This is a genomic window from Marinicellulosiphila megalodicopiae, assembly GCF_045862395.1.
Lineage (GTDB): Bacteria > Pseudomonadota > Gammaproteobacteria > Pseudomonadales > Natronospirillaceae > Marinicellulosiphila > Marinicellulosiphila megalodicopiae.
In genome coordinates, this window is the sequence record NZ_AP023087.1 from 3,460,542 (window position 1) to 3,480,763 (window position 20,222).

At 37.3% G+C, this 20,222-nt stretch carries 15 protein-coding genes and 3 tRNA genes; 12 read left to right on the forward strand and 6 right to left on the reverse strand.

Annotation, left to right across the window (positions count from 1 at the left end; all coding sequences use genetic code 11):
• Nucleotides 1–121: 121 nt before the first annotated feature.
• The 3 genes from TYM08_RS14765 to TYM08_RS14775 all read left to right on the forward strand — a co-directional run bounded on the left by TYM08_RS14765 (nt 122) and on the right by TYM08_RS14775 (nt 524).
• Nucleotides 122–198, forward strand: a tRNA-Met gene (locus tag TYM08_RS14765).
• A gap of 76 nt (nt 199–274) precedes the next feature.
• Nucleotides 275–351: transfer RNA gene (locus tag TYM08_RS14770), tRNA-Met, on the forward strand.
• A gap of 96 nt (nt 352–447) precedes the next feature.
• Nucleotides 448–524: transfer RNA gene (locus TYM08_RS14775), tRNA-Met, on the forward strand.
• A 354-nt stretch (nt 525–878) separates the two neighbouring features.
• Here the strand turns inward: TYM08_RS14775 and TYM08_RS14780 are convergent.
• From TYM08_RS14780 to TYM08_RS14795, 4 genes are all read right to left on the reverse strand, one after another.
• The gene (locus tag TYM08_RS14780) at nt 879–2,345 is read right to left on the reverse strand and encodes a sigma-54-dependent transcriptional regulator (RefSeq protein ID WP_422379917.1); all 1,467 of its coding nucleotides are present in this window, start codon (nt 2,343–2,345) and stop codon (nt 879–881) included.
• Complete coding sequence (locus TYM08_RS14785; protein ID WP_422379918.1) at nt 2,342–3,562, reverse strand: sensor histidine kinase; 1,221 nt, start codon at nt 3,560–3,562, stop codon at nt 2,342–2,344. Before TYM08_RS14785 ends, TYM08_RS14780 begins: the two co-directional genes overlap by 4 nt.
• Nucleotides 3,563–3,677: 115 nt before the next feature.
• On the reverse strand, nt 3,678–5,504 hold the full coding sequence (gene uvrC, locus TYM08_RS14790) for an excinuclease ABC subunit UvrC (protein WP_422379919.1): 1,827 nt from the start codon (nt 5,502–5,504) through the stop codon (nt 3,678–3,680).
• A gap of 22 nt (nt 5,505–5,526) precedes the next feature.
• Nucleotides 5,527–6,186 (reverse strand): response regulator, encoded by a 660-nt coding sequence (locus TYM08_RS14795; protein ID WP_422379920.1) that lies wholly within the window; start codon nt 6,184–6,186, stop codon nt 5,527–5,529.
• A 133-nt stretch (nt 6,187–6,319) separates the two neighbouring features.
• Here TYM08_RS14795 and TYM08_RS14800 point away from each other — a divergent pair, with 133 nt between their 5' ends.
• The 3 genes from TYM08_RS14800 to TYM08_RS14810 all read left to right on the forward strand — a co-directional run bounded on the left by TYM08_RS14800 (nt 6,320) and on the right by TYM08_RS14810 (nt 9,363).
• Complete coding sequence (locus TYM08_RS14800; RefSeq protein WP_422379921.1) at nt 6,320–6,472, forward strand: hypothetical protein; 153 nt, start codon at nt 6,320–6,322, stop codon at nt 6,470–6,472.
• 220 nt (nt 6,473–6,692) lie between these two features.
• Nucleotides 6,693–7,922 carry a glucose-1-phosphate adenylyltransferase gene (gene glgC / locus TYM08_RS14805; protein WP_422379922.1) on the forward strand — a complete coding sequence of 410 codons (1,230 nt, stop codon included), beginning with the start codon at nt 6,693–6,695 and terminating at the stop codon, nt 7,920–7,922.
• Nucleotides 7,912–9,363, forward strand: coding sequence for a glycogen synthase (locus TYM08_RS14810; protein ID WP_422379923.1), 1,452 nt, complete (start codon nt 7,912–7,914; stop codon nt 9,361–9,363). Before glgC ends, TYM08_RS14810 begins: the two co-directional genes overlap by 11 nt.
• Before the next feature lie 164 nt (nt 9,364–9,527).
• On the opposite strand, the gene TYM08_RS14815 is transcribed toward TYM08_RS14810, so the two are convergent.
• Together TYM08_RS14815 and TYM08_RS14820 are read right to left on the reverse strand one after the other, a co-directional pair.
• Nucleotides 9,528–11,624 carry a PPC domain-containing protein gene (locus TYM08_RS14815; RefSeq protein ID WP_422379924.1) on the reverse strand — a complete coding sequence of 699 codons (2,097 nt, stop codon included), beginning with the start codon at nt 11,622–11,624 and terminating at the stop codon, nt 9,528–9,530.
• A 220-nt stretch (nt 11,625–11,844) separates the two neighbouring features.
• A complete protein-coding gene (locus TYM08_RS14820) occupies nt 11,845–12,705 on the reverse strand; it encodes a 23S rRNA (adenine(2030)-N(6))-methyltransferase RlmJ (protein ID WP_422379925.1) in 861 nt (286 codons plus the stop codon).
• A 214-nt stretch (nt 12,706–12,919) separates the two neighbouring features.
• On the opposite strand from TYM08_RS14820, the gene typA reads away from it, so the two are divergent.
• The 6 genes from typA (at nt 12,920) to TYM08_RS14850 (ending at nt 19,980) form a co-directional block, all read left to right on the forward strand.
• A complete protein-coding gene (gene typA, locus TYM08_RS14825; RefSeq protein WP_422379926.1) occupies nt 12,920–14,740 on the forward strand; it encodes a translational GTPase TypA in 1,821 nt (606 codons plus the stop codon).
• 148 nt (nt 14,741–14,888) lie between these two features.
• Complete coding sequence (cgtA, locus tag TYM08_RS14830; protein WP_422379927.1) at nt 14,889–16,094, forward strand: Obg family GTPase CgtA; 1,206 nt, start codon at nt 14,889–14,891, stop codon at nt 16,092–16,094.
• A 27-nt stretch (nt 16,095–16,121) separates the two neighbouring features.
• The gene (gene proB / locus TYM08_RS14835; RefSeq protein WP_422379928.1) at nt 16,122–17,219 is read left to right on the forward strand and encodes a glutamate 5-kinase; all 1,098 of its coding nucleotides are present in this window, start codon (nt 16,122–16,124) and stop codon (nt 17,217–17,219) included.
• 159 nt (nt 17,220–17,378) lie between these two features.
• Nucleotides 17,379–17,972: an NUDIX domain-containing protein gene (locus TYM08_RS14840; protein WP_422379929.1), complete on the forward strand. Its 594-nt coding sequence runs from the start codon at nt 17,379–17,381 to the stop codon at nt 17,970–17,972.
• Nucleotides 17,973–18,016: 44 nt separating this feature from the next.
• Nucleotides 18,017–18,859 carry a hypothetical protein gene (locus tag TYM08_RS14845; RefSeq protein ID WP_422379930.1) on the forward strand — a complete coding sequence of 281 codons (843 nt, stop codon included), beginning with the start codon at nt 18,017–18,019 and terminating at the stop codon, nt 18,857–18,859.
• Nucleotides 18,856–19,980, forward strand: a complete 1,125-nt coding sequence (locus TYM08_RS14850; protein WP_422379931.1) for a hypothetical protein — start codon at nt 18,856–18,858, stop codon at nt 19,978–19,980. The genes TYM08_RS14845 and TYM08_RS14850 overlap by 4 nt, the downstream gene beginning before the upstream one ends.
• Nucleotides 19,981–20,222: the final 242 nt, after the last annotated feature.

Here is a 20,222-nt window from a genome sequence, read left to right on the forward strand (position 1 = left end):
TAAAAGCGATCAATGAAAAAAAATCTACATTTTTCAACAACTTAATTGACAAGCGTCAATAAAATCCCTATATTACGCCTCCTCTTGAGAGCACAGCCTCTTAAAGAGTGCATATCGATGATGCGGGGTGGAGCAGCCTGGTAGCTCGTCGGGCTCATAACCCGAAGGTCGTAAGTTCAAATCTTGCCCCCGCTACCAACTTTAAAATTAATCTTTTAAAGATGTAAAATGATTACTAACGTAATATTTTAACAAAATCGATATATTTAGATGATGCGGGGTGGAGCAGCCTGGTAGCTCGTCGGGCTCATAACCCGAAGGTCGTAAGTTCAAATCTTGCCCCCGCTACCAACTTCTAATTTCTTTAGAAGTTTCCAAGTTAGACAGTGAGTAAGTGATCGGTTGAGACATTTTTTATTTAAGATGATCAAGACAATATATAGATGATGCGGGGTGGAGCAGCCTGGTAGCTCGTCGGGCTCATAACCCGAAGGTCGTAAGTTCAAATCTTGCCCCCGCTACCAACTTCTAATTTCTTTAGGAGTTTTCCAGATACACATTCTTTTTGACAAAATACCAAAACACAAATCAAGACCATCATAATTTTTAACTGAATTAGTTTTTTTATCAGCTTAAATTAACAGTCGGGCTCGACTCTTTATTACCTTCTGAAGATCATAAGTTAAACGACAGGACGTCGCGAATGCAGAAAATGCAGGAGCAACTTTTCTGCCAAATCTTGCCCCCGCTACCAACTTCTAATTTCTTTAGAAGTTTCAGATACAAAATCTTTTTAATCTCAAAAAACCTATTCAAAAAACAAACGAAAAAAAAGCCCATCAATTAAAATCAATGAGCTTCAACGTTTTTATTATTTTTTAATGTAGGGCAGATATCCGTTCGTCAACCTTCATACCTAAATCTCGCATTTTTGCTAATTTATAACGTAATGTCCTTGATGAAATCCCCAATCGATCTGCCGCTTTTCCCTTACTGCCTCCCTCACTTTTTATTGCATCCAATATCAATTCGAATTCTTTATGCTTTAAATCCACACTTAAATTTTCTTCGCTATTAACCTGCTCTTGCACTGGTTCAAACGCCGCTGCTTCAAATTTATTTTCAAAATAAGGTTCATGGCTTGAATGAATTTCACCTCGAGCTGAGTGATCAACATTTTGCTGATCTTGAGCTTGGAATGCATTATAAGCTTGGTGCTGATTTAAACTTAACACCTCATCTTGCAATCCTAAATCATCAGCGGTAATTGATTGTCCACTTTGTAAAATCATCGCTCGTTGAATCGCATTATCTAACTCACGAATATTTCCAGGCCATTGATATGTGGTTAATAAACGTTGCGCACTATTATCAAAACTCACCATCGCTTTATGCATTTTTGCACAGATTTTTTTCAATATAAAATTCGCAATGGGAATGATATCTTCTTGGCGCTCACGCAATGGTGCCCACTTCAATGGAAACACATTTAAACGATAATATAAATCTTCACGAAACTTATGTTCCGCCACATATTCTTTTAAATCTCGGTTAGTAGTTGCCAACACTCTTACATCTAATTCAATGGTTTTTCTGCCACCAATTCTTTCTACTTCACGCTCTTGCAACACACGCAATAATTTTGCCTGCAATCCAATTTCCATTTCTGAAATTTCATCAAGTAAAATCGTGCCGCCATTTGCTTGTTCAAACTTGCCGGGCATGGATTGATGCGCTCCGGTAAATGCGCCTTTTTCATGACCAAACAAAGTCGCCTCCAACATATTTTCTGGAATGGCTGCACAGTTAATCGCAATAAACGGTTTATTTTTTCGATCAGAATACTGATGAATGTAACGCGCCAATACTTCTTTACCCGTACCCGACTCACCGCTAATTAAAATAGTAGAATCGGTTTTGGCTACTTTTTTAGCCATCATTAAACAACGCTGACTGCTTTGACTATAAGCAATGGGATCATCAAAATCCCCACTTGGCTGTCCTTGATATTTATTAATTAATGAAATCAGTTGATCAGATTTAAACGGTTTAATTAAATAATCTACCGCACCTTCATGCATCGCTTGCACCGCTTTACTGACATCACCAAATGCTGTGGCTAACACAACCGGAATATCAGGACGTTTTTGTCGAATAAATTGTAATAACTCATGCCCGTCAATGCCGGGCATATTGACATCCGTTACAACAAAGCTGGCTTGGTCTAATTTTACAATGGCTTCTTCACCACAAGACGCTTCTATACAATCAATGTTTGCAATGCTTAATGTATCCACTAATGCTTCGCGTAAATTATGATCGTCTTCCACTATTAATACTTTCATGCAGATTCTCCTACCATGGGTAATGTAATGATAAATTCACAACCAACTTCATGATTACAAACTTGAATATCGCCTTTATGAGCAGTGATAATTGCTTTTACCACTGCCAATCCTAATCCTGTTCCCTGTGACTTAGTTGTAAAAAACGGTTCAAATATTTTACTGATTTTTTCTTTTTTAATACCTTCGCCGTTATCTTTTACATGCACTTCTAATTCATTATTTTTTGCAATAAAATCCACATCAATAATACAGTCAGACATTTTTGCCTCACATGCATTATTAAGTAAATTGCTAATAGCGCTTACTAGCGATTCTTGATTGCATTGCAAATAACAATTATTCATATTATGCGTCACACGAATTTTACAATCGTGATTTAGTTTTATATCTCCTGCTGACTGCTCAATTAAATAACCTAAATATCCACTAGAAACTTCATCCACTAATTGAATTTCGCCACGCACAAAAATAAGCATGTCTTGAATTTGTTGTTCGATATGAGATAAACGATTTTGAATTTTTCCCGCGAATTTCTGGGTTAATTCTTTTGATAAGGATTCTTGACTTAAATTGCCTGCGTATAACATCGCAGCAGAAAGCGGGGTACGAATTTGATGCGCTAATGACGCCACCATTTGCCCCATTTCACTTAAGCGTTTATGATGATTAACTTTTTCTTGTAAGGCGCGAGTTTCTGTTTGATCCGTAATTAATATTAATTGTCCGTCTTCGCCTAATGAGCAGGTTGCCACTGAAACTAATTTGCCATCTCTTAAAGAAATTTCATGACCATCATTTTTTTGTGGTTGAAAGCATTGCAAGATTACTTTTGACCAGGGCAGATTAACTAATTGAGTTTGTGGTTCATCCAACAAACCTGCAATCAGTTTATCGGCAGCCAAATTACTTCGCATGATTCGACCCATTTTATCAATCACAACAACGGCGGCGGGTAAAATTTGCAACAAACTTTCAAGCTGTTCTGCCAGCATTTCTTTTTCTGACAACTCTTGCATTCGTTGCTCAGAAACCGTTGCCAGCTCACCTGAAAGTTCGATCACTTTAGATTCTAAAACTTGATAAGAATTAGAAAGCTGGGCACTCATTTTATTGAAGGTCTCAAATGCATCATGTAGCTGATCTACATTGTTATGAGATTTTGTTGTTTCTATCGCAAAAGCCGTTGCCATATTACCATCCAATTTGTTTGACAAAATTTTGAACCTTGTCGGTCTGGTTGAGGTAAAAGCAATGGCAGTGCCAAGTAAAATTGGAAGTTTGAATTACATTAATTTACAAAGAAGGGATTTCTAGACTAACCTGCCAAAACTAAGCACTGTGCAGGTGATCATAAATGGTTTGAGCGAGTTTTTTGGACACACCATCAACACTTGATAAATCATTTAAGCTGACGGTTTTCATATTTGGCACACTGCCAAAACGACGTAAAAGCGCTTTTTTTCTGGCAGCTCCGATTCCTGGAATATCATCAAGCGCAGAAGTGACTCTTTGTTTGTCCCGTTGTTTACGATGTTTTGTGATGGCAAATCGATGGGATTCATCACGAATATGCTGAATTAAATGCAAGGCTGGATTGTGAGTTTCGATCTGAATAATATGGTCGGTATCTTGCCAAAATAATGTTTCAAATCCGGGTTTTCGAGTGACTCCTTTTGCCACAGCCAAAATAGCCATTGTTGAAATACCCAAATCTTCGAGCACCTCATTGGCCATATTCATTTGCCCTTTACCACCATCCACCAACAAAATATCTGGCAACGGCTTGTCTTCTTTTAATAAACGCGTGTAACGTCTTGTGATGGCTTGTCGCATCGCGCCAACATCATCACCTTTAGTTACGCCTTCAATATTAAAACTTCTGTAATGTTTTTTAGCTGGACCTTGAGAATCAAAAACCACACAACTGGCAACGGTTGCCTCACCATGGGAATGAGAAATATCAAAACATTCCATATGTTGCGGCGCTTGATTTAAACCTAATGACACTCTTAAGGATTCAAATCGATCAAAGATGGTTTGTTTTTGACTGATCTTAAATGAAAGCTGTTCTTTTGCATTGGTGGTCGCTAAATCAATCCACTTTTGATTTAAGCCTCGCGCCTGACTTTGTATTTTGCATTTTGCTAAACGCTTTTCAGTAAGCGCTGCACTTAAACTTTGCGCATCATCGATTGGATGATTTAACAAAATTAAACCGGGCACTTCATGAGTGGTATTTAACAAATAAAATTGCGCCAAAAAATGCAACATTACAGAAGCAGCATCGCTTTCAATTCCTAATTTTGGAAAAAACGACTTACTGCCCAACATGCGACCCTGTCTGACACTCATAAAATGAATGCAGCTGCCTTTGTCATTTAACTCAATAGCGAAGATATCCACATTACCTTCTTTACCCGCCACAAATTGCTGGTCATGCACCTTTTGCACAACCATCATTTGATCGCGAATTTGAGCAGCTTGCTCAAAGTTCAAATCCATTGCGGCTTGTTCCATCTCACCATTTAGTTGAGTAATAATTAAATCACTTTTACCAGACAAAAAGTCTTTGGTCATTTCAACGTCTTTTGCGTATTCCTCTTTAGAAATATAATCCACACAAGGCGCTTTGCATCGTTTAATTTGATATTGCAAACAAGGCCTGGCTCGATGGGCAAATACACTGTCTTCGCATTGACGTAATTTAAACGTTCGCTGCATTAACGACAAACTTTCTCGAACCGCTAATGCGCTTGGAAACGGACCAAAAAAATCGCCTTTTTTCTTTTTTGCCCCACGATGAATAAATAAACCAGGAGATTCGTGCTTTGTGGATAAGAAAATATAAGGATAGGATTTATCGTCCACCAATAAAATATTATAGGGCGGACGATGGGTATTGATTAATGTGTGTTCAAGTAATAACGCTTCGGTTTCACTATGAGTGAGCGTCACTTCAATACTTTGAATTTTATTAACCAGCGCCACGGTTTTATTATTTAATCCGCTCGCCCGAAAATAACTCGACACTCTGTTTTTTAAATTTTTGGCTTTACCCACATACAATAATTTCCCTTCATCATCAAACATACGATAAACACCAGGTTTATGAGTAAGATGCGTTAAAAAGGATTTATGATCGAAGGCTTTAGTCATTGAGTGTCTTTATTTTTTGCATTTAATCGATACAAAGATTTTTAACATCAATAACATTATGACGTACGGCTAATAACGTCAGCTCAACATCACTATCTATATCAAGTTTTTCAAACATTCTGTAACGATAAGAATTAACGGTTTTTGGACTTAAACAAAGTTTATCGGCAATTTCAGCGCATTTTTTACATTGAAAAATCAACATTGCGATTTGCAATTCTCTCTCCGACAATTGATCAAATGGGTTCGCTTCAACACTGTGTTCAGTCAACGACGAAATTGCAATTTTTTGTGCAATTTCAGGACTAATATAAGTACCATTATTTACAACTTCTCTAATGGCACGCACCATTTCTTCGACAGAAGCACCTTTTGAAAGGTATCCACTTGCGCCAGATTTAAGCATCGAGATTGCCAATGGATCATCATTCAGGCCCGAAATTACAATAATTTTAGCATCGACATTAAGCTCATCAATCATTCTTGTGGCTTCAATACCACCTAATCCTGGCATTTGAATATCCATTAAAAATACATCAACCGCTAATGTTTTTGCTAATTCAACGGCTTGCTCACCATTACAACATTCACCGACCACTTCAAGTTCTGCTACGTCTTCCAATAAACGCCGTATACCAAAACGAACGACATCATGATCATCTACTATGACAACTTTTATCATTTGAACTGCCTTATTTAATACATCACTAGCTTATCTAATTTTGGCCTCTAACGGTAGATTTCACGTCAAATTAAATTTATTGACTATACTAAATGTAACTCTTTAATAGCATATGACAAAAAGGCACCCGATTATGAAATTAAAATTTCTACTATTTATATTGATTATTGCTGGTATTGTTGCCGCGATGCTTTATTTTGAGGGTAAACGAGAACCCGTTAAATTCTCTGAGGTGTTTTTTTCTCAAACAAACTCTCCTAAATCAGCATCACCCTCCAACAGTTAAGTGCCCTGCCTAGCCATTATTTATATATTTTGAGTACTAATTAAATAATCTCACCTATTTTCTTTAAATCGTTTCACTTCTCTAGTTACTTTTGGTTACACTAACCTCCAATCTTTCAACTTTATTCAATAAAGCTGGCAAACATCATAATTGTATTTTAAGTGCGCCAGAAATACAGAAAAATAATTATTAGACTTAATCAGTCATTTAGGGGAAATATATGTCAGGCATTTTATCCATGATTCTTGCGGGCGGTGAAGGCTCTCGTCTTAGCCCACTTACCTCAATCCGAGCTAAACCAGCCGTGCCTTTTGGTGGTAATTATCGAATCATCGACTTTGTATTAAATAATTTTGTAAACTCAGATTTACTACAAATTTACGTTCTGACTCAATATAAATCCCATTCATTAATGAAACATCTTTCTAAGGCTTGGCGAGTAACAGGCTTAACTAATCGATTTATTGATGCGATTCCAGCTTCAATGCAAACAGGTAAACATTGGTACCAAGGTACTGCTGATGCAATTTATCAAAACATTCATTTAATTGAATCCGTTGACCCTGAAGTGGTTTGTGTATTTGGTGGTGACCATATCTATAAAATGGACATTCGCCAGATGGTTCGTTTCCATAATAAAACCAAAGCGAAATTAACCGTTGCAGCAATCCCAGTACATATTAGCCAAGCGCATCATTACGGCATTATTGAAGTAGATGAAAACTGGAAAATGATCGGATTTATTGAAAAACCCACAACCAACCCAAAAACGATTCCAGGTTCTGACGACATGGTTTTAGCCTCAATGGGCAACTATGTGTTTGATGCACCAACGCTGGTTACTTCTTTAAAAGAAGACGCCGCAGAAAATGATTCACTTCATGATTTTGGCCACAACATCATTCCAAAGTTATACGAAAAAGGTGAAGTGTTTGTTTATGACTTCTCTCAAAATACCATTCGTGGCGAAAGCGAAACGTCAAAAGGTTACTGGAGAGACGTAGGTACAATCGAAAGTTACTACGAAGCAAACATGGATTTAATCAGTACAGCCCCACCGTTTGATTTATACAACCGTTACTGGCCTCTACGCTCGTACCACCCATCTTTGCCACCTGCTAAGTTTGTACACGATGAAAAAAATCGTACAGGCCAAGCCATTTCCTCAATGGTTGCATCGGGCTCAATTATTTCTGGCGCCATCGTACATAAATCCGTAATTGGTTATAACGTTCATGTTCACTCACACTCTTATGTAGATCAGTCTGTGATTATGGGTAACAACGATATTGGTCAAGGTTGTCGTATTCGTCGTGCCATTATTGATAAAAACGTCACCATTGCGCCAAATACAATTATTGGCGAAGATCCGGTACAAGATCGTGAACGCTTCCACGTTTCTGAAGACGGGATTGTAGTTATCCCTAAAGGAGCGCGCATTGGATTCTAAGCCTTTAAATATATTATTTCTCGCATCGGAAATTGAAGGCTTTGTCAAAACAGGGGGGCTGGCTGATGTCGGTCGCGCCCTTCCAGAAGAATTAGCAAAACTCGGGCACAACCTTTGTACCTGTCTTCCATATTATTCAAAAGTAGATCAACAATATAAAAATCAGACACCGATTACGTTTGATTTTTTATTAAATCATTACGACCGATATTTTGTTAAAGCTTATTTAGTTAATAAAAATGGCGTTAATTTTTATTTACTCGAACATGATTTTTTTGATCGCGATGGAATTTATGACGACGGCTACCAAGCTTACGAAGATAACATGCTACGTTTTGCTTTCTTTTCAAAAGCCTGTTTAGAATTAGCTAAAAAAATTAATTTTCAACCAGAAATAGTTCACGCAAATGATTGGCAAACTGCATTAGCGCCCTTTTATTTAAAAGAGCATTATCAATTTGATGCGTTTTTTACTCATAGTAAAAGTGTATTAACCATTCACAATGGCGCTTATCAAGGCAAAGCACATGCTCGTTGGTTACATGCAACCGGCATTAATAGTATATTTTTTGAACCTAATGTATTTGAAGATTACGGCGATTTAAATATGTTAAAAGGTGGCATTCACTTCGCTGATAAAGTGAATAGTGTAAGTATTGGGTATACTCAAGAACTAAGACAACCAGAAACGGGCCATGGATTGCATGAATATTTTGTAAAAAAAGGCACGGATTTATCCGGCATTACAAACGGTTGTGATTATGGCACTTGGGATCCATCAACGGACCCTTCTTTAATTGCAAATTTTGATTTAGGAAACATCACGGGTAAACATAAATGCAAAGCGCATTTACAAACAAGCCTTGGTCTACCTGTCATCAAAAATATTCCTCTATTTGTGAATATTTCACGCTTAACGGATCAAAAAGGACATCATTTTTTAATCCCTGCCTTGCGCGAATTTTTAAACAACCCCGTACAAATTGCCGTTTTAGGATCAGGCGATCCTGCGTTATGCGCACAACTTGTGCAATTGCAAAACGACTTCCCTGATAAATTCCATTTTACCAATGGTTACAGCGAAGCCTTATCCCATCAAATGGAAGCGGCGGGTGATTATTTCATTATGCCAAGTGTGTTTGAGCCTTGTGGTTTGAACCAAATCTATTCGATGCGTTACGGCACACTACCTATCGTACGATCAACAGGTGGCCTAAAAGATACTGTTATTGCACTTGATGACAGTAACGACAAAATAGCCACTGGCCTTGCCTTCGAAAATTGCGAAGTCAGTGAGTGTCTAGATGCACTTAACCGAGCCAATCAATTATATTACGACACACCGGTTGTATATAAACGATTACAACGTTCTGGATTTAAGAAACGTTTTACTTGGGAAGACGCATGTAAAGAATACGAAGCATTGTATGAACAAGCCTAAAATAAAAAAACCGCTTAATCGCGGTTTTTTTATTAAAAGATTATGCATCTATTCAGCACAATCCGTAACTGTTCAGATTGCGATTGGCAATATACTCCTGCATTGCTCTAATAAACTACTTGTATCGATCAATTTTTTTAGGGGGAGCATAAGTTACAAAATTATTAATTCAGACTTTGTACGCTTAAAGTAAACTCACCAGACTCATCAGAGCTTAAAGTAGCAGCTTCAATATAATATGTACCCGCTAAAAGTGTTTGAGATATCTGACTATTTAAACCTGATCCACCATCATCACTCTCAATCAAAGCAAACTCAGAATCAAGTAACATTAAATAAGTGTCATTATTCAAAGCAGTCAAATCTATCACTATATTAGTTGTCTGTGCTAAATCTAATCGGTAAACCTGATTACCCGTCGAATTCACAATCGAGCCACCAGAAGATACCCAATAACCCAAAGCTGATTCATTAACTTCAATCACATTAATTTCAGTCTTAGAGATTTCAACTTCAACAGTTTCAAAAACAGATAAATTAAAATCAGCAGAAACACCTGAAGATAAAGTAGTCGCCTCAATATAATACACTCCTGGCGCCAACACCCTTTCAATACGACTATCCAAACCTTGATAATCATCATTAGAATCAATTAAATTAAACTCATCATCAAGTAACATTAAAAAAGCATCGTCATTAGTAGACAAATCAATAGTTACACCAGTAGATTCAGTAAGCGTTAATCGATATTGGGCGTTACCTATAGTGTTTGGCTGAGTCCCGCCCGTTCTAAACCAAGTCCCTGAAACTGTATCACCAATTGAAATAGGCAGAATTTCTAAAGGTTCAGGCAATGGAATCTCTTGATAAAAATTAAAACTAACTTCGTTTTGAGGCACTTCAAGATCCACCATCACCGCAAAATTACCAGCGTAACCATAGTTAAAAGGAGATACTTCAATATAATAAGTACCGGCATCTAACAAGTAATTCATTTCAGTTGAATAAATATAATTCAATTCATTAAATTCAGAGTCATATAAAACCATAAACCCATCATTGACACCCAATAATGAAATCGTAGCATTTGAAGATTCTTCAATTGTTAATTCAAACTGAACATTACCTGGAGCACCTATAGAATCACCACCTGAAAATTCCCATGCACTTTCTGCCAACAAAGCTGGCGATACTTCTTCAACAAACTCAACAACCGCATTTTCCAAATTAAGCTCAAGATAAACAGCATTATCCAACTCTTTAAAACCAGAATTCTGAATTTCAATAAAATATTCACCGGCAAATAAAGAGCCTTCTATTCTATGAATATTATTTGAATAATTATACGCTCTTAAATAATCTGAACGAATATTCAACTTTGTTTCTTCATGTTTAGTAGAGACAGAACCATTTATATAAGCATATTCACCATTATCTGGCACAGTGACTTTATAAATCAACGTTGAGTATTCTTGTGTCCAACTAGACCAGATGCCATCTGTAGCACTGGCTACAGGCGCACAATAATCGTCTTCCCCAATAATAGTTTCATCAACCACTCTTGAGTTGACTACGTAAACATCTTTATCTTGTAGGATACAAGGGCGTAATTCATAATTTTCAGTTACACGCTTTAATTCGAAGCTGGAATTATTTGCACCATAAATGACAGTTGATCCTTCGTCAAAATCAATGCGAATCAACACACTACCTAAATCTTCGTATGTCACATAATATTCAACGACATTATCAGAAGACGCAAATACTAAATGATTGGTACTTCCGACTAAATCCATATAAGTGATCGAACCGCTTAGATTATTAGCCACAATCTCAACATCTATAGATATATCTCCAAGAGCAATAACACAATCGCTAGTTATTGCACGACCAACCCCTGTATTTAGGTTTTCAGTAACAACAAAAGTACCTGAAACTTCACATGCATAGGTTTCAACTTCAGTATTTGAATCAGGATTTGTTGTTGAGATTAAAACAATTGCATCATCCAAAGACTCTAAAATTTCTGTCACATCCGCTTCATCACCCGTTAAATCAACATAATTATTGGGTGTAATTTCAAAGGTATAATCATTTTGTGTAACTGGTTCATCTAAAACAGTACTGCTAGATTCAGGCGCTATTACAGGCACTGTTATTGATGACCCTGACCCAGAATTAGTTTCAGGTTTGACTTCTGGAGTATCGTTACATGCTAGTAGCATGCTAGTCATAACAAGACCAATTATGTATTTATTCATCATTTTTCCTTCATGTTTAAAAATAGTTAAAAGTTTATAAAAGTTTATAAAAGAACGCTTCATAAGGTCCTTAAAATTTCGGGATAATTTTAATCAGTTTCCAATACATTAACAATTAAAGATCAGCGTAAAAAAGCACATCCAACAATACAAAAACAATCCAACTAACTAAGTGAACATGCCTAACTTACACAAACCATGCTAACGTTCAAAACAGATATTACTCTGCAGCCCACACATCACACTTAAATCCACCTTTGCCATTTTGACCAACGGCATCGGCCAGTTTAGGCAACAACAATTGCATTTTCTTAAACAACGTCCAAGGCGGATTCACGACAATCATACCCGACGCATTCATGCCATCTTGCGTGTCATCAATATTCACAGCCAATTCAAATCGCTGAATATTTTTCACGCCGCCAGATTTTAAACGTCGCTCCATTCTTAAAATGCGTTCACGTTCAACAACCGGATACCAAATCACATAAGTGCCTGCATTGAATTTTTTATACGCATCTACTACTGAACTTACTACTTGGTCATACTCTGTTTTCACTTCATAAGACGGATCAATCAACACAAAACAACGCTTCGATTGCACAGGAATTAACTGTTTTAAACCGTCGTAACCATTAATATCTTGCACGCGATTTTTCTTGGAGGGCGACACATTTTTACATAAAAACTTATAGTCTTCTGGGTGCAATTCAAACAGCCATGAACGATCTATCGGACGCAAAAATTGTTTGGCAATCCAAGGAGAGCCTGGATAAAAATCTAAATTTTTTAGATTCAAATTAGAATAAAATCCAGTTTTTTGTGCTTTTTGAATCACTTCAAAATAGTTGTTCAATTCTGGAAATTCAGATGGCTTAATTAATCCAATACCACCTGCATATTCTTTTAATTTTTGTGCTTGATCGGAATTAATCGAATACATACCCGCACCACTGTGAGTATCAATGTACTCAAAAGGCTTCTCTTTTTTTAAAAAATGTTCAAATATTTCAACACAAATAAGGTGCTTTAGTACATCCGCATAATTGCCAGCATGGAAGGAATGACGATAACTTAACAAGGCAAATTTCCTAGTGATTGGGAGAGGCGCGCATTGTGCAATAGCCCAAATCAAAGGGCAATAACTGTCTAAATTTAAATTTTGTCAACATCAATTTACACTAAACACATTAAAATACAGATTTTCCAAAACATAACAGGTATAATGCGCGCCAAATTTTAACCCTTTCAATGTTTGTGCTTTGGTACAGTATTGAGTTATTTGAGAAGAACTAATGAGCACAGATATACAGTCTATCCGTAACGTTGCAATTATTGCCCACGTCGATCACGGTAAAACAACACTTGTTGATAAACTTTTAAGCCAATCCGGTACTTTGGATCGTCGTGATGACGGCGCTGAACGTATCATGGATTCAAACGATCAAGAAAAAGAGCGTGGCATCACGATCTTGGCAAAAAATACAGCGATCAGCTACAACGGTACGCGTATTAACATCGTAGACACACCAGGTCACGCCGATTTCGGTGGTGAGGTTGAACGTGTATTATCGATGGTTGATTCGGTTTTACTATTGGTTGATGCCGTTGATGGTCCTATGCCACAAACGCGTTTCGTAACACAAAAAGCGTTCGAGCAAGGCTTGAAGCCAATTGTTGTTATCAACAAAATTGACCGTCCAGGCGCACGTCCTGACTGGGTTGTAGATGAAATTTTCGACTTATTTGATCGTTTAGGCGCAACCGATGAGCAACTTGATTTCCCAATCATGTACGCATCAGCATTAAACGGCATTGCTGGTTACGAACCTGATCAAATGGCTGATGATATGACGCCATTATTCGAAACTATTTTAGATAAAGTACCGGCTCCTGAAGTGGATGTTGACGGTCCTTTCCAAATGCAAATCTCTGCACTTGATTACAACAGCTATGTGGGTGTAATTGGTGTTGGCCGTGTTACTCGCGGTACTGCAAAAATCAACGAGCCATTGATCATTGTTGACGCGAAAGGCGTTGAGCGTAAAGGCCGTATCCAAAAAATCATGGGTTACTTAGGTTTAGAACGTATTGAAGTTAATGAAGCCGTTGCCGGTGAAATCGTTTGTGTAACGGGTATTGACCCATTAAGCATTTCAGATACGATTTGTCATCCAAGTAAAGTTGAAGCAATGAAAGCGCTTAGCGTTGACGAGCCAACTGTAAGCATGACATTCCAAGTAAACGATTCACCGTTTGCTGGTAAAGAAGGTAAGTTTGTTACTACTCGTAACATCGCAGACCGTCTAGAAAAAGAATTAATCCACAACGTTGCATTACGTGTTGAACCAGGCGAAACACCTGATAAGTTCAAAGTATCTGGCCGTGGTGAGCTACATTTATCTGTATTAATTGAATCTATGCGTCGTGAAGGTTTCGAATTAGCCTTATCTCGTGCACAGGTTGTTCAAAAAGAAGTAGACGGTAAATTAGTTGAACCATACGAAAACGTAATCATTGATGTTGAAGATGAACATCAAGGTGCGGTAATGGAAGAAATGGGTATTCGTAAAGCTGACTTAACCAACATGGTTTTAGATGGTAAAGGTCGTACGCGTTTAGAATTCATGATGCCTGCACGTGGCTTGATTGGTTTCCGTTCACAGTTCATGACGATGACGTCAGGTTCTGGTATTTTGACTTCTATCTTTGATCACTTCGGTGAAGTTAAAGGTGGTGATATTGGTCAGCGTCAAAACGGCGTATTGATTTCAATGGCAACAGGTAAAGTATTAGGCTTCTCATTGTTCACATTACAAGAACGTGGTCGTTTATTCTTAGGTCCAAACGTTGAAGTTTATGAAGGCCAAGTATTAGGTATTCATAGCCGTAGCAACGATTTAGCCGTTAACCCGACTAAAGGTAAGCAGTTAACCAACGTTCGTGCATCAGGTACGGATGAAGCAATTAACTTAACACCACCTATCAAAATGACGCTAGAGCAAGCTTTAGAGTTTATTGATGATGATGAGTTAGTAGAAGTAACACCTGAGTCAATTCGTATCCGTAAAAAATACTTAACAGACAACGAACGTAAGCGTTCAGGTCGTAAGTAAATACTACTAATATAGAATCCTTTCAGCCTTCGGGTATTAAATGTGTTTAACACAGTTAATAGTCGCAAGGCTGTTTCTCTATCTTAAGCAGTAAAAAAGTTTAAATTGTAAAACCCATTCGTAGTAATAGTTAATTAGAGAGTAGATCATGAAGTTTGTCGATGAAGCCAGTGTAAGTGTTGAAGCCGGAAAAGGTGGCGATGGCTGCATGAGTTTTTTGCGTGAAAAATATAAAGCGAAAGGCGGTCCAAATGGTGGGGACGGCGGAGACGGCGGCCACATATTCGTAAAGGCCGACGAAAACGTGAACACTCTAGTTGATTATCGTTACGTACGTCAGTATCACGCACAATCTGGTGAGCCAGGTCGCGGTCGTGAAATGACAGGTCACAAAGGTGAAGATGAAGTTCTCATATTACCTGTTGGCACCACTATTATTGATGAAGACACAGAAGAAGTATTAGCGGATTTAACCTTCCACGGTCACGAAGTGAAAATATGCCAAGGCGGTTTTCACGGCTTAGGTAACACCCGTTTTAAATCCAGTGTTAACCGTGCACCGCGCCAATTTTCAAAAGGCTCTTTAGGTGAATCACGCAACATCAAATTAGAATTAAAAGTGATGGCAGATGTTGGATTGTTAGGTTTACCTAACGCGGGTAAATCAACATTCATTCGTCAAGTCAGCTCTGCAAAACCAAAAGTAGCCGATTACCCGTTTACAACCTTAGTGCCAAACCTAGGTGTAGTTCGTGCAGGCCCATATAAAAGTTTCGTATTAGCGGATATTCCAGGTCTTATTGAAGGCGCATCAGAAGGCGCTGGTCTTGGTATTCGTTTCTTAAAACATCTTGTTCGTACTCGTATTTTATTACACCTTGTTGATATGGCACCGTTTGATGAGTCTGATCCTGGTGAACATGCGAAAACAATCGTACGTGAATTAAAACGTTTCAGCCCAGAATTGGCAAAACGCGAAAGATGGTTAGTACTCAACAAAACCGATTTAATTCCTGAAGACGAATTAAAAGCACGCTGCCAGCATGTTGTAGACGCACTAGGTCACACTGGGCCGGTATTCCACATCAGTGCCATTAAAGGCAACGGCTGTGAAGGCCTTGTGATGCAGTTAATGGAATTCATCGAACAATACAAAGAACAAATGGACAACAACGAAGATTACGCTCAAGCACAAAACGAGCATCGTGAAATTGTTGAACAAGAAGCGCGCGAACGTATTGAAACCCTTGCATTGGCAAGACGCGCAAAACGCAAAGCATTGCAAGAGCAAGGCATCGAAGACGATGAAGATTATGACGACGACGATTTTGATGTCGACGTACAATACGTTTAATTCCCTTTCTGATTAGAAATTAGATACATGAAAAAACAACGTTGGATCATAAAAATAGGCAGCGCACTGTTAACACAAAACGGTGCCGGTCTAGACGAAGTGCGCATTAAAGATTGGTGCGCACAAATGGCAAATTTACGCAGCAATGATATTGAAGTCATTTTAGTATCCTCTGGTGCCGTTGCCGTTGGCATGAGCCATTTAGACTGGAAAACACGCCCAGAACAAATGGCTAAATTGCAAGCCGCCGCCGCCATTGGTCAAACCAAACTCGTTCAATTTTACGAACAATGCTTTAACGCACACCAAATGCACAGCGCTCAAATTCTGCTTACCCATGATGATTTAGCCAACCGCACCCGTTATTTAAACGCAAAAGCCGCACTAGAAGCCCTTCTAGAACTAGGCATCATCCCAATTATTAACGAAAACGACACCGTGGTTACCGACGAAATTCGCTTTGGTGACAACGACACATTAGGCGCACTGGTTGCCAACTTAATGGTTGCCGATCGTTTAATTATTTTGACCGATCAATTGGGATTATTTAACAAAGATCCACGCAGCAACCCAGACGCCACATTAATAGAACAAGCCAACGCCAGCGATTCCGACATTGCATTAATGGCAACCGGCGGTGGTGCATTAGGTCGTGGCGGTATGATCACAAAAATCCGCGCAGCAAAATTAGCCGCAAGATCCGGTGCCAATACCAATATTGCATCAGGCATGGAAAAAGACGTCATCGTGCGTTTATTTAAAGGCGAAAAACTCGGTACATTATTACTAGCGGACCAAGAACCCATTAATGCACGCAAACAATGGATTGCAGGACACCTACAAACCAAAGGCACATTAATGGTAGATAGCGGCGCACACCAAGCCATTAAAAATCATAAAAGCGTATTACCCGTTGGGATTATTTCATCAAGCGGATCGTTTTTACGCGGCGAAGTCGTCAGCCTTGCAGACGAATCAGGTAAAATATTTGGCCGTGGCTTAAGTAATTACAGCGCCACTGATCTACAACAAATTATTGGCCAACCCACCGCACAAATCAGTAAAACACTAGGTTACGCATGTGATAACGAAATAATTCACTGCGACAATTTAGTTTACCTTTAAACACACAATTAAATTCAAATCAGAATAACATTAACTAAGTCACTAGATTGACAAGGCCAGTAGTATTAGAATGACAGTAAATCTAATACTAAATTTACCTCCTCATATCTATCATTAAATACTTTAATTTATCTGAATAATAAAATTGCGAGACGTATTATGAGTAAACACCAAGAACACATCGTATGCATTAAATCCGAGAAAGTTAAACACCGCGAATATGGATTTGTTGATTATGAACTTAAAAACAGTGACCTTATGCTTGGGCAAAGAGCTGCTTTAGAAAACGATGATGAATTTCGTCAACTTCTACCCGTTTCAATTTTCACACATAAAGGCAAAGTATGGGCATACGAACGCACATCTAAAGGAGGAGAAAGCCGGCTCCACAATAAAATTGCTGTAGCTGTTGGTGGGCACTGGGATTTAGCAGATCTTGTTATCAAAGATAGCGTAATTGACCTAAAAACATCACTTACTCAAACGATGGCACGTGAACTTGAAGAAGAAATAAACTTAACTTCTAAAATAGTAAATACTATTGAACTAGAGAAAAAAGTTTGCTCTGATGAGACTGAAGTCGATAGACATCATATTGCAGTAGTATATGTACATGAACTTGATGGAAAAGGTATTGAATCATCCGAAGACCAGTTAAAAACTGTTGGTTTTGTATCTCCTGAAGAATTACTTTCAGGGAATTATAACATTGAACCATGGGCGAAGATTATTTGCGAAATTCTTGTCAAATAATATCATTACATAAGACCAAAATATAAACAGATAGGGAGTTTCATATGTCAATATTCACTTTTTTTAATAAAGAAAAGACTAGCACTTCAGCTTTACCTGAAAAAATATATATTGCCGATCAGCTAACTTATAGAAAAGACACATTGAAATTGCTATTAGTAAATTATGGCGATTTCATTGGTTCACGTAATCTATGGCAACTTTACCTATCATTAACAATAACTTTCCTAATAACTTTTCTAACTGGTGACCAAAAGATCATTGGTGATCTAACACCTCAAAATCTATTCATAAACTTCGGGTTTATAACCTCAACTGGGTTTTTCATTTACACATTCTATAGATTCATTTCTAAAGAAGACCCTGTAAAACTACTAGAGAGCGAACTATATACAAATTACATTAATAAACCCGACAAGAACTCTTTATTTATTATTAAGCGCCAAATTAACAATGTGGATCAAATTTTAGTATTCAAATCAAACAAATGGAATTGTTTTTTTCTACCTTACGTTAAAATCTCATCAAATGATCACCACTCCGATTCAAAGAAAAAAATTGCTGGTTACTTAAATTACTCGCAAGAAGAGATTATTATTGAAATGTTAATGGACAAACATGAAACAAGTGTCAAATATCACCCTCAAGATAATGTTGTCAAAGAATTCCACAATTATTATTATCATTTGACACATACTGGCTCAAATATAGAAAATGACATTTCAAAAAAAGATTCATTTAAAGTTGGCGACAGAAATTATGAATGGAAAACATTAGATGAGTTAGAAGAGCATGAGCTTACCAAAGAAAAAAATAAAGATGTTTTATTAATATTAAGGGACAACATAATTGACTTTATTTCACATTCGAACACTTTCACAAAATGAAGTCTATACTAGATATTATTTGGAACATAACCCTTATTTGCCCTTGGGATTGTGAATTCTGTTGCACTGATGCTGTACATGTTTCGCAAGAAAAAAATTCAATCATTGCTCGTGAGCATTCGCTTAAAAAAACTTCTATAATTACAAATGACTTATCCGAAAAATTTAAAGCCCTATACCCCAATATTGAGCCATCCATTTTTGATTTGACATTAATTGATCGCCAAGAGAAAGGGATCGAATTAGCTTTAGAAGAAAAAATAAATATACTCAAAAACATAGAAGGGTATGATGTGAAGATTGATTTCGCTGGAGGTGACCCACTGTCATGTTATGAGAACTTTTTGTTGATTCAAGAAGCATCCAAAAGATTTGGAAAAGAGAATATCTCGATAACATCAACCGGATACTTTATAAAAAAGTACGGAATTGAAAAACTAGCTAATATAATTGGCGAGTATGAATTCACTTATGATGAAGTACATAAAACCCAACCATGCACTAGACCAAAAGGTTACAACAGCTCTAACATTAAGATTGCCAGTCAATTTTCAAAATTCGGAGTCAAAACGAAAGCACAACTCCCTCTCCACGAAGGGAATCTCGACAATAACTCAATTCAAAAAATTTATAATACTTTAAAGCAATATAACATTGATGAATTATTAATTATGAGAACATTTCCAGTTGGCAGAGGCATTAATTATTTAAGTAATAACAAAATAGATAAAAAAACTATAAAATCTGCAATAACAAACTTCAAAAAATTAGAAGACAAAAAAAACACGAGAATTAGATTGCAATGTGCTCTCAAGCATTTAATCGAACCTACTCCCGACAATCCTTGCGATATGCTTAGAGAATCTTTCGGCATCAATTTCAGAGGAGACTTATTGTTAAGTGCTTGGGCAAACAATGAACATGGATTACCATTGCACGACTCTTTCATATTAGGAAGAATTCATAAAGAAAGTTTTTTAGATATTTCAATCACCCCAAACTTTATTGAACTAGCAAAACGAATGAATGAAAATCATGGTCACTGTAAAATATTCAGTTTCATGAATGGAGAAAAAAACAGAAATTCACTATTTTCTAAAACAGACCCACTATATTCATAAGCTATACTTGTTTGAATTTTTCAAAAAGGTGCAACTAAAAAGGTGCAACTAAGACATACTTCATTTAGCACTAACAAAACTTTTATTATTGTTAAGCAGGCACACTATTCTAGAAACACACTTCAATCACAATCATATTATTTCTTGTTCAGTGTATCTTAAAATACTACCCCAACTCCCTCCAATTAAAATCTAAAAACCCCATATGACACCCTAAAGGGATGACCTACGAATTTCATCCA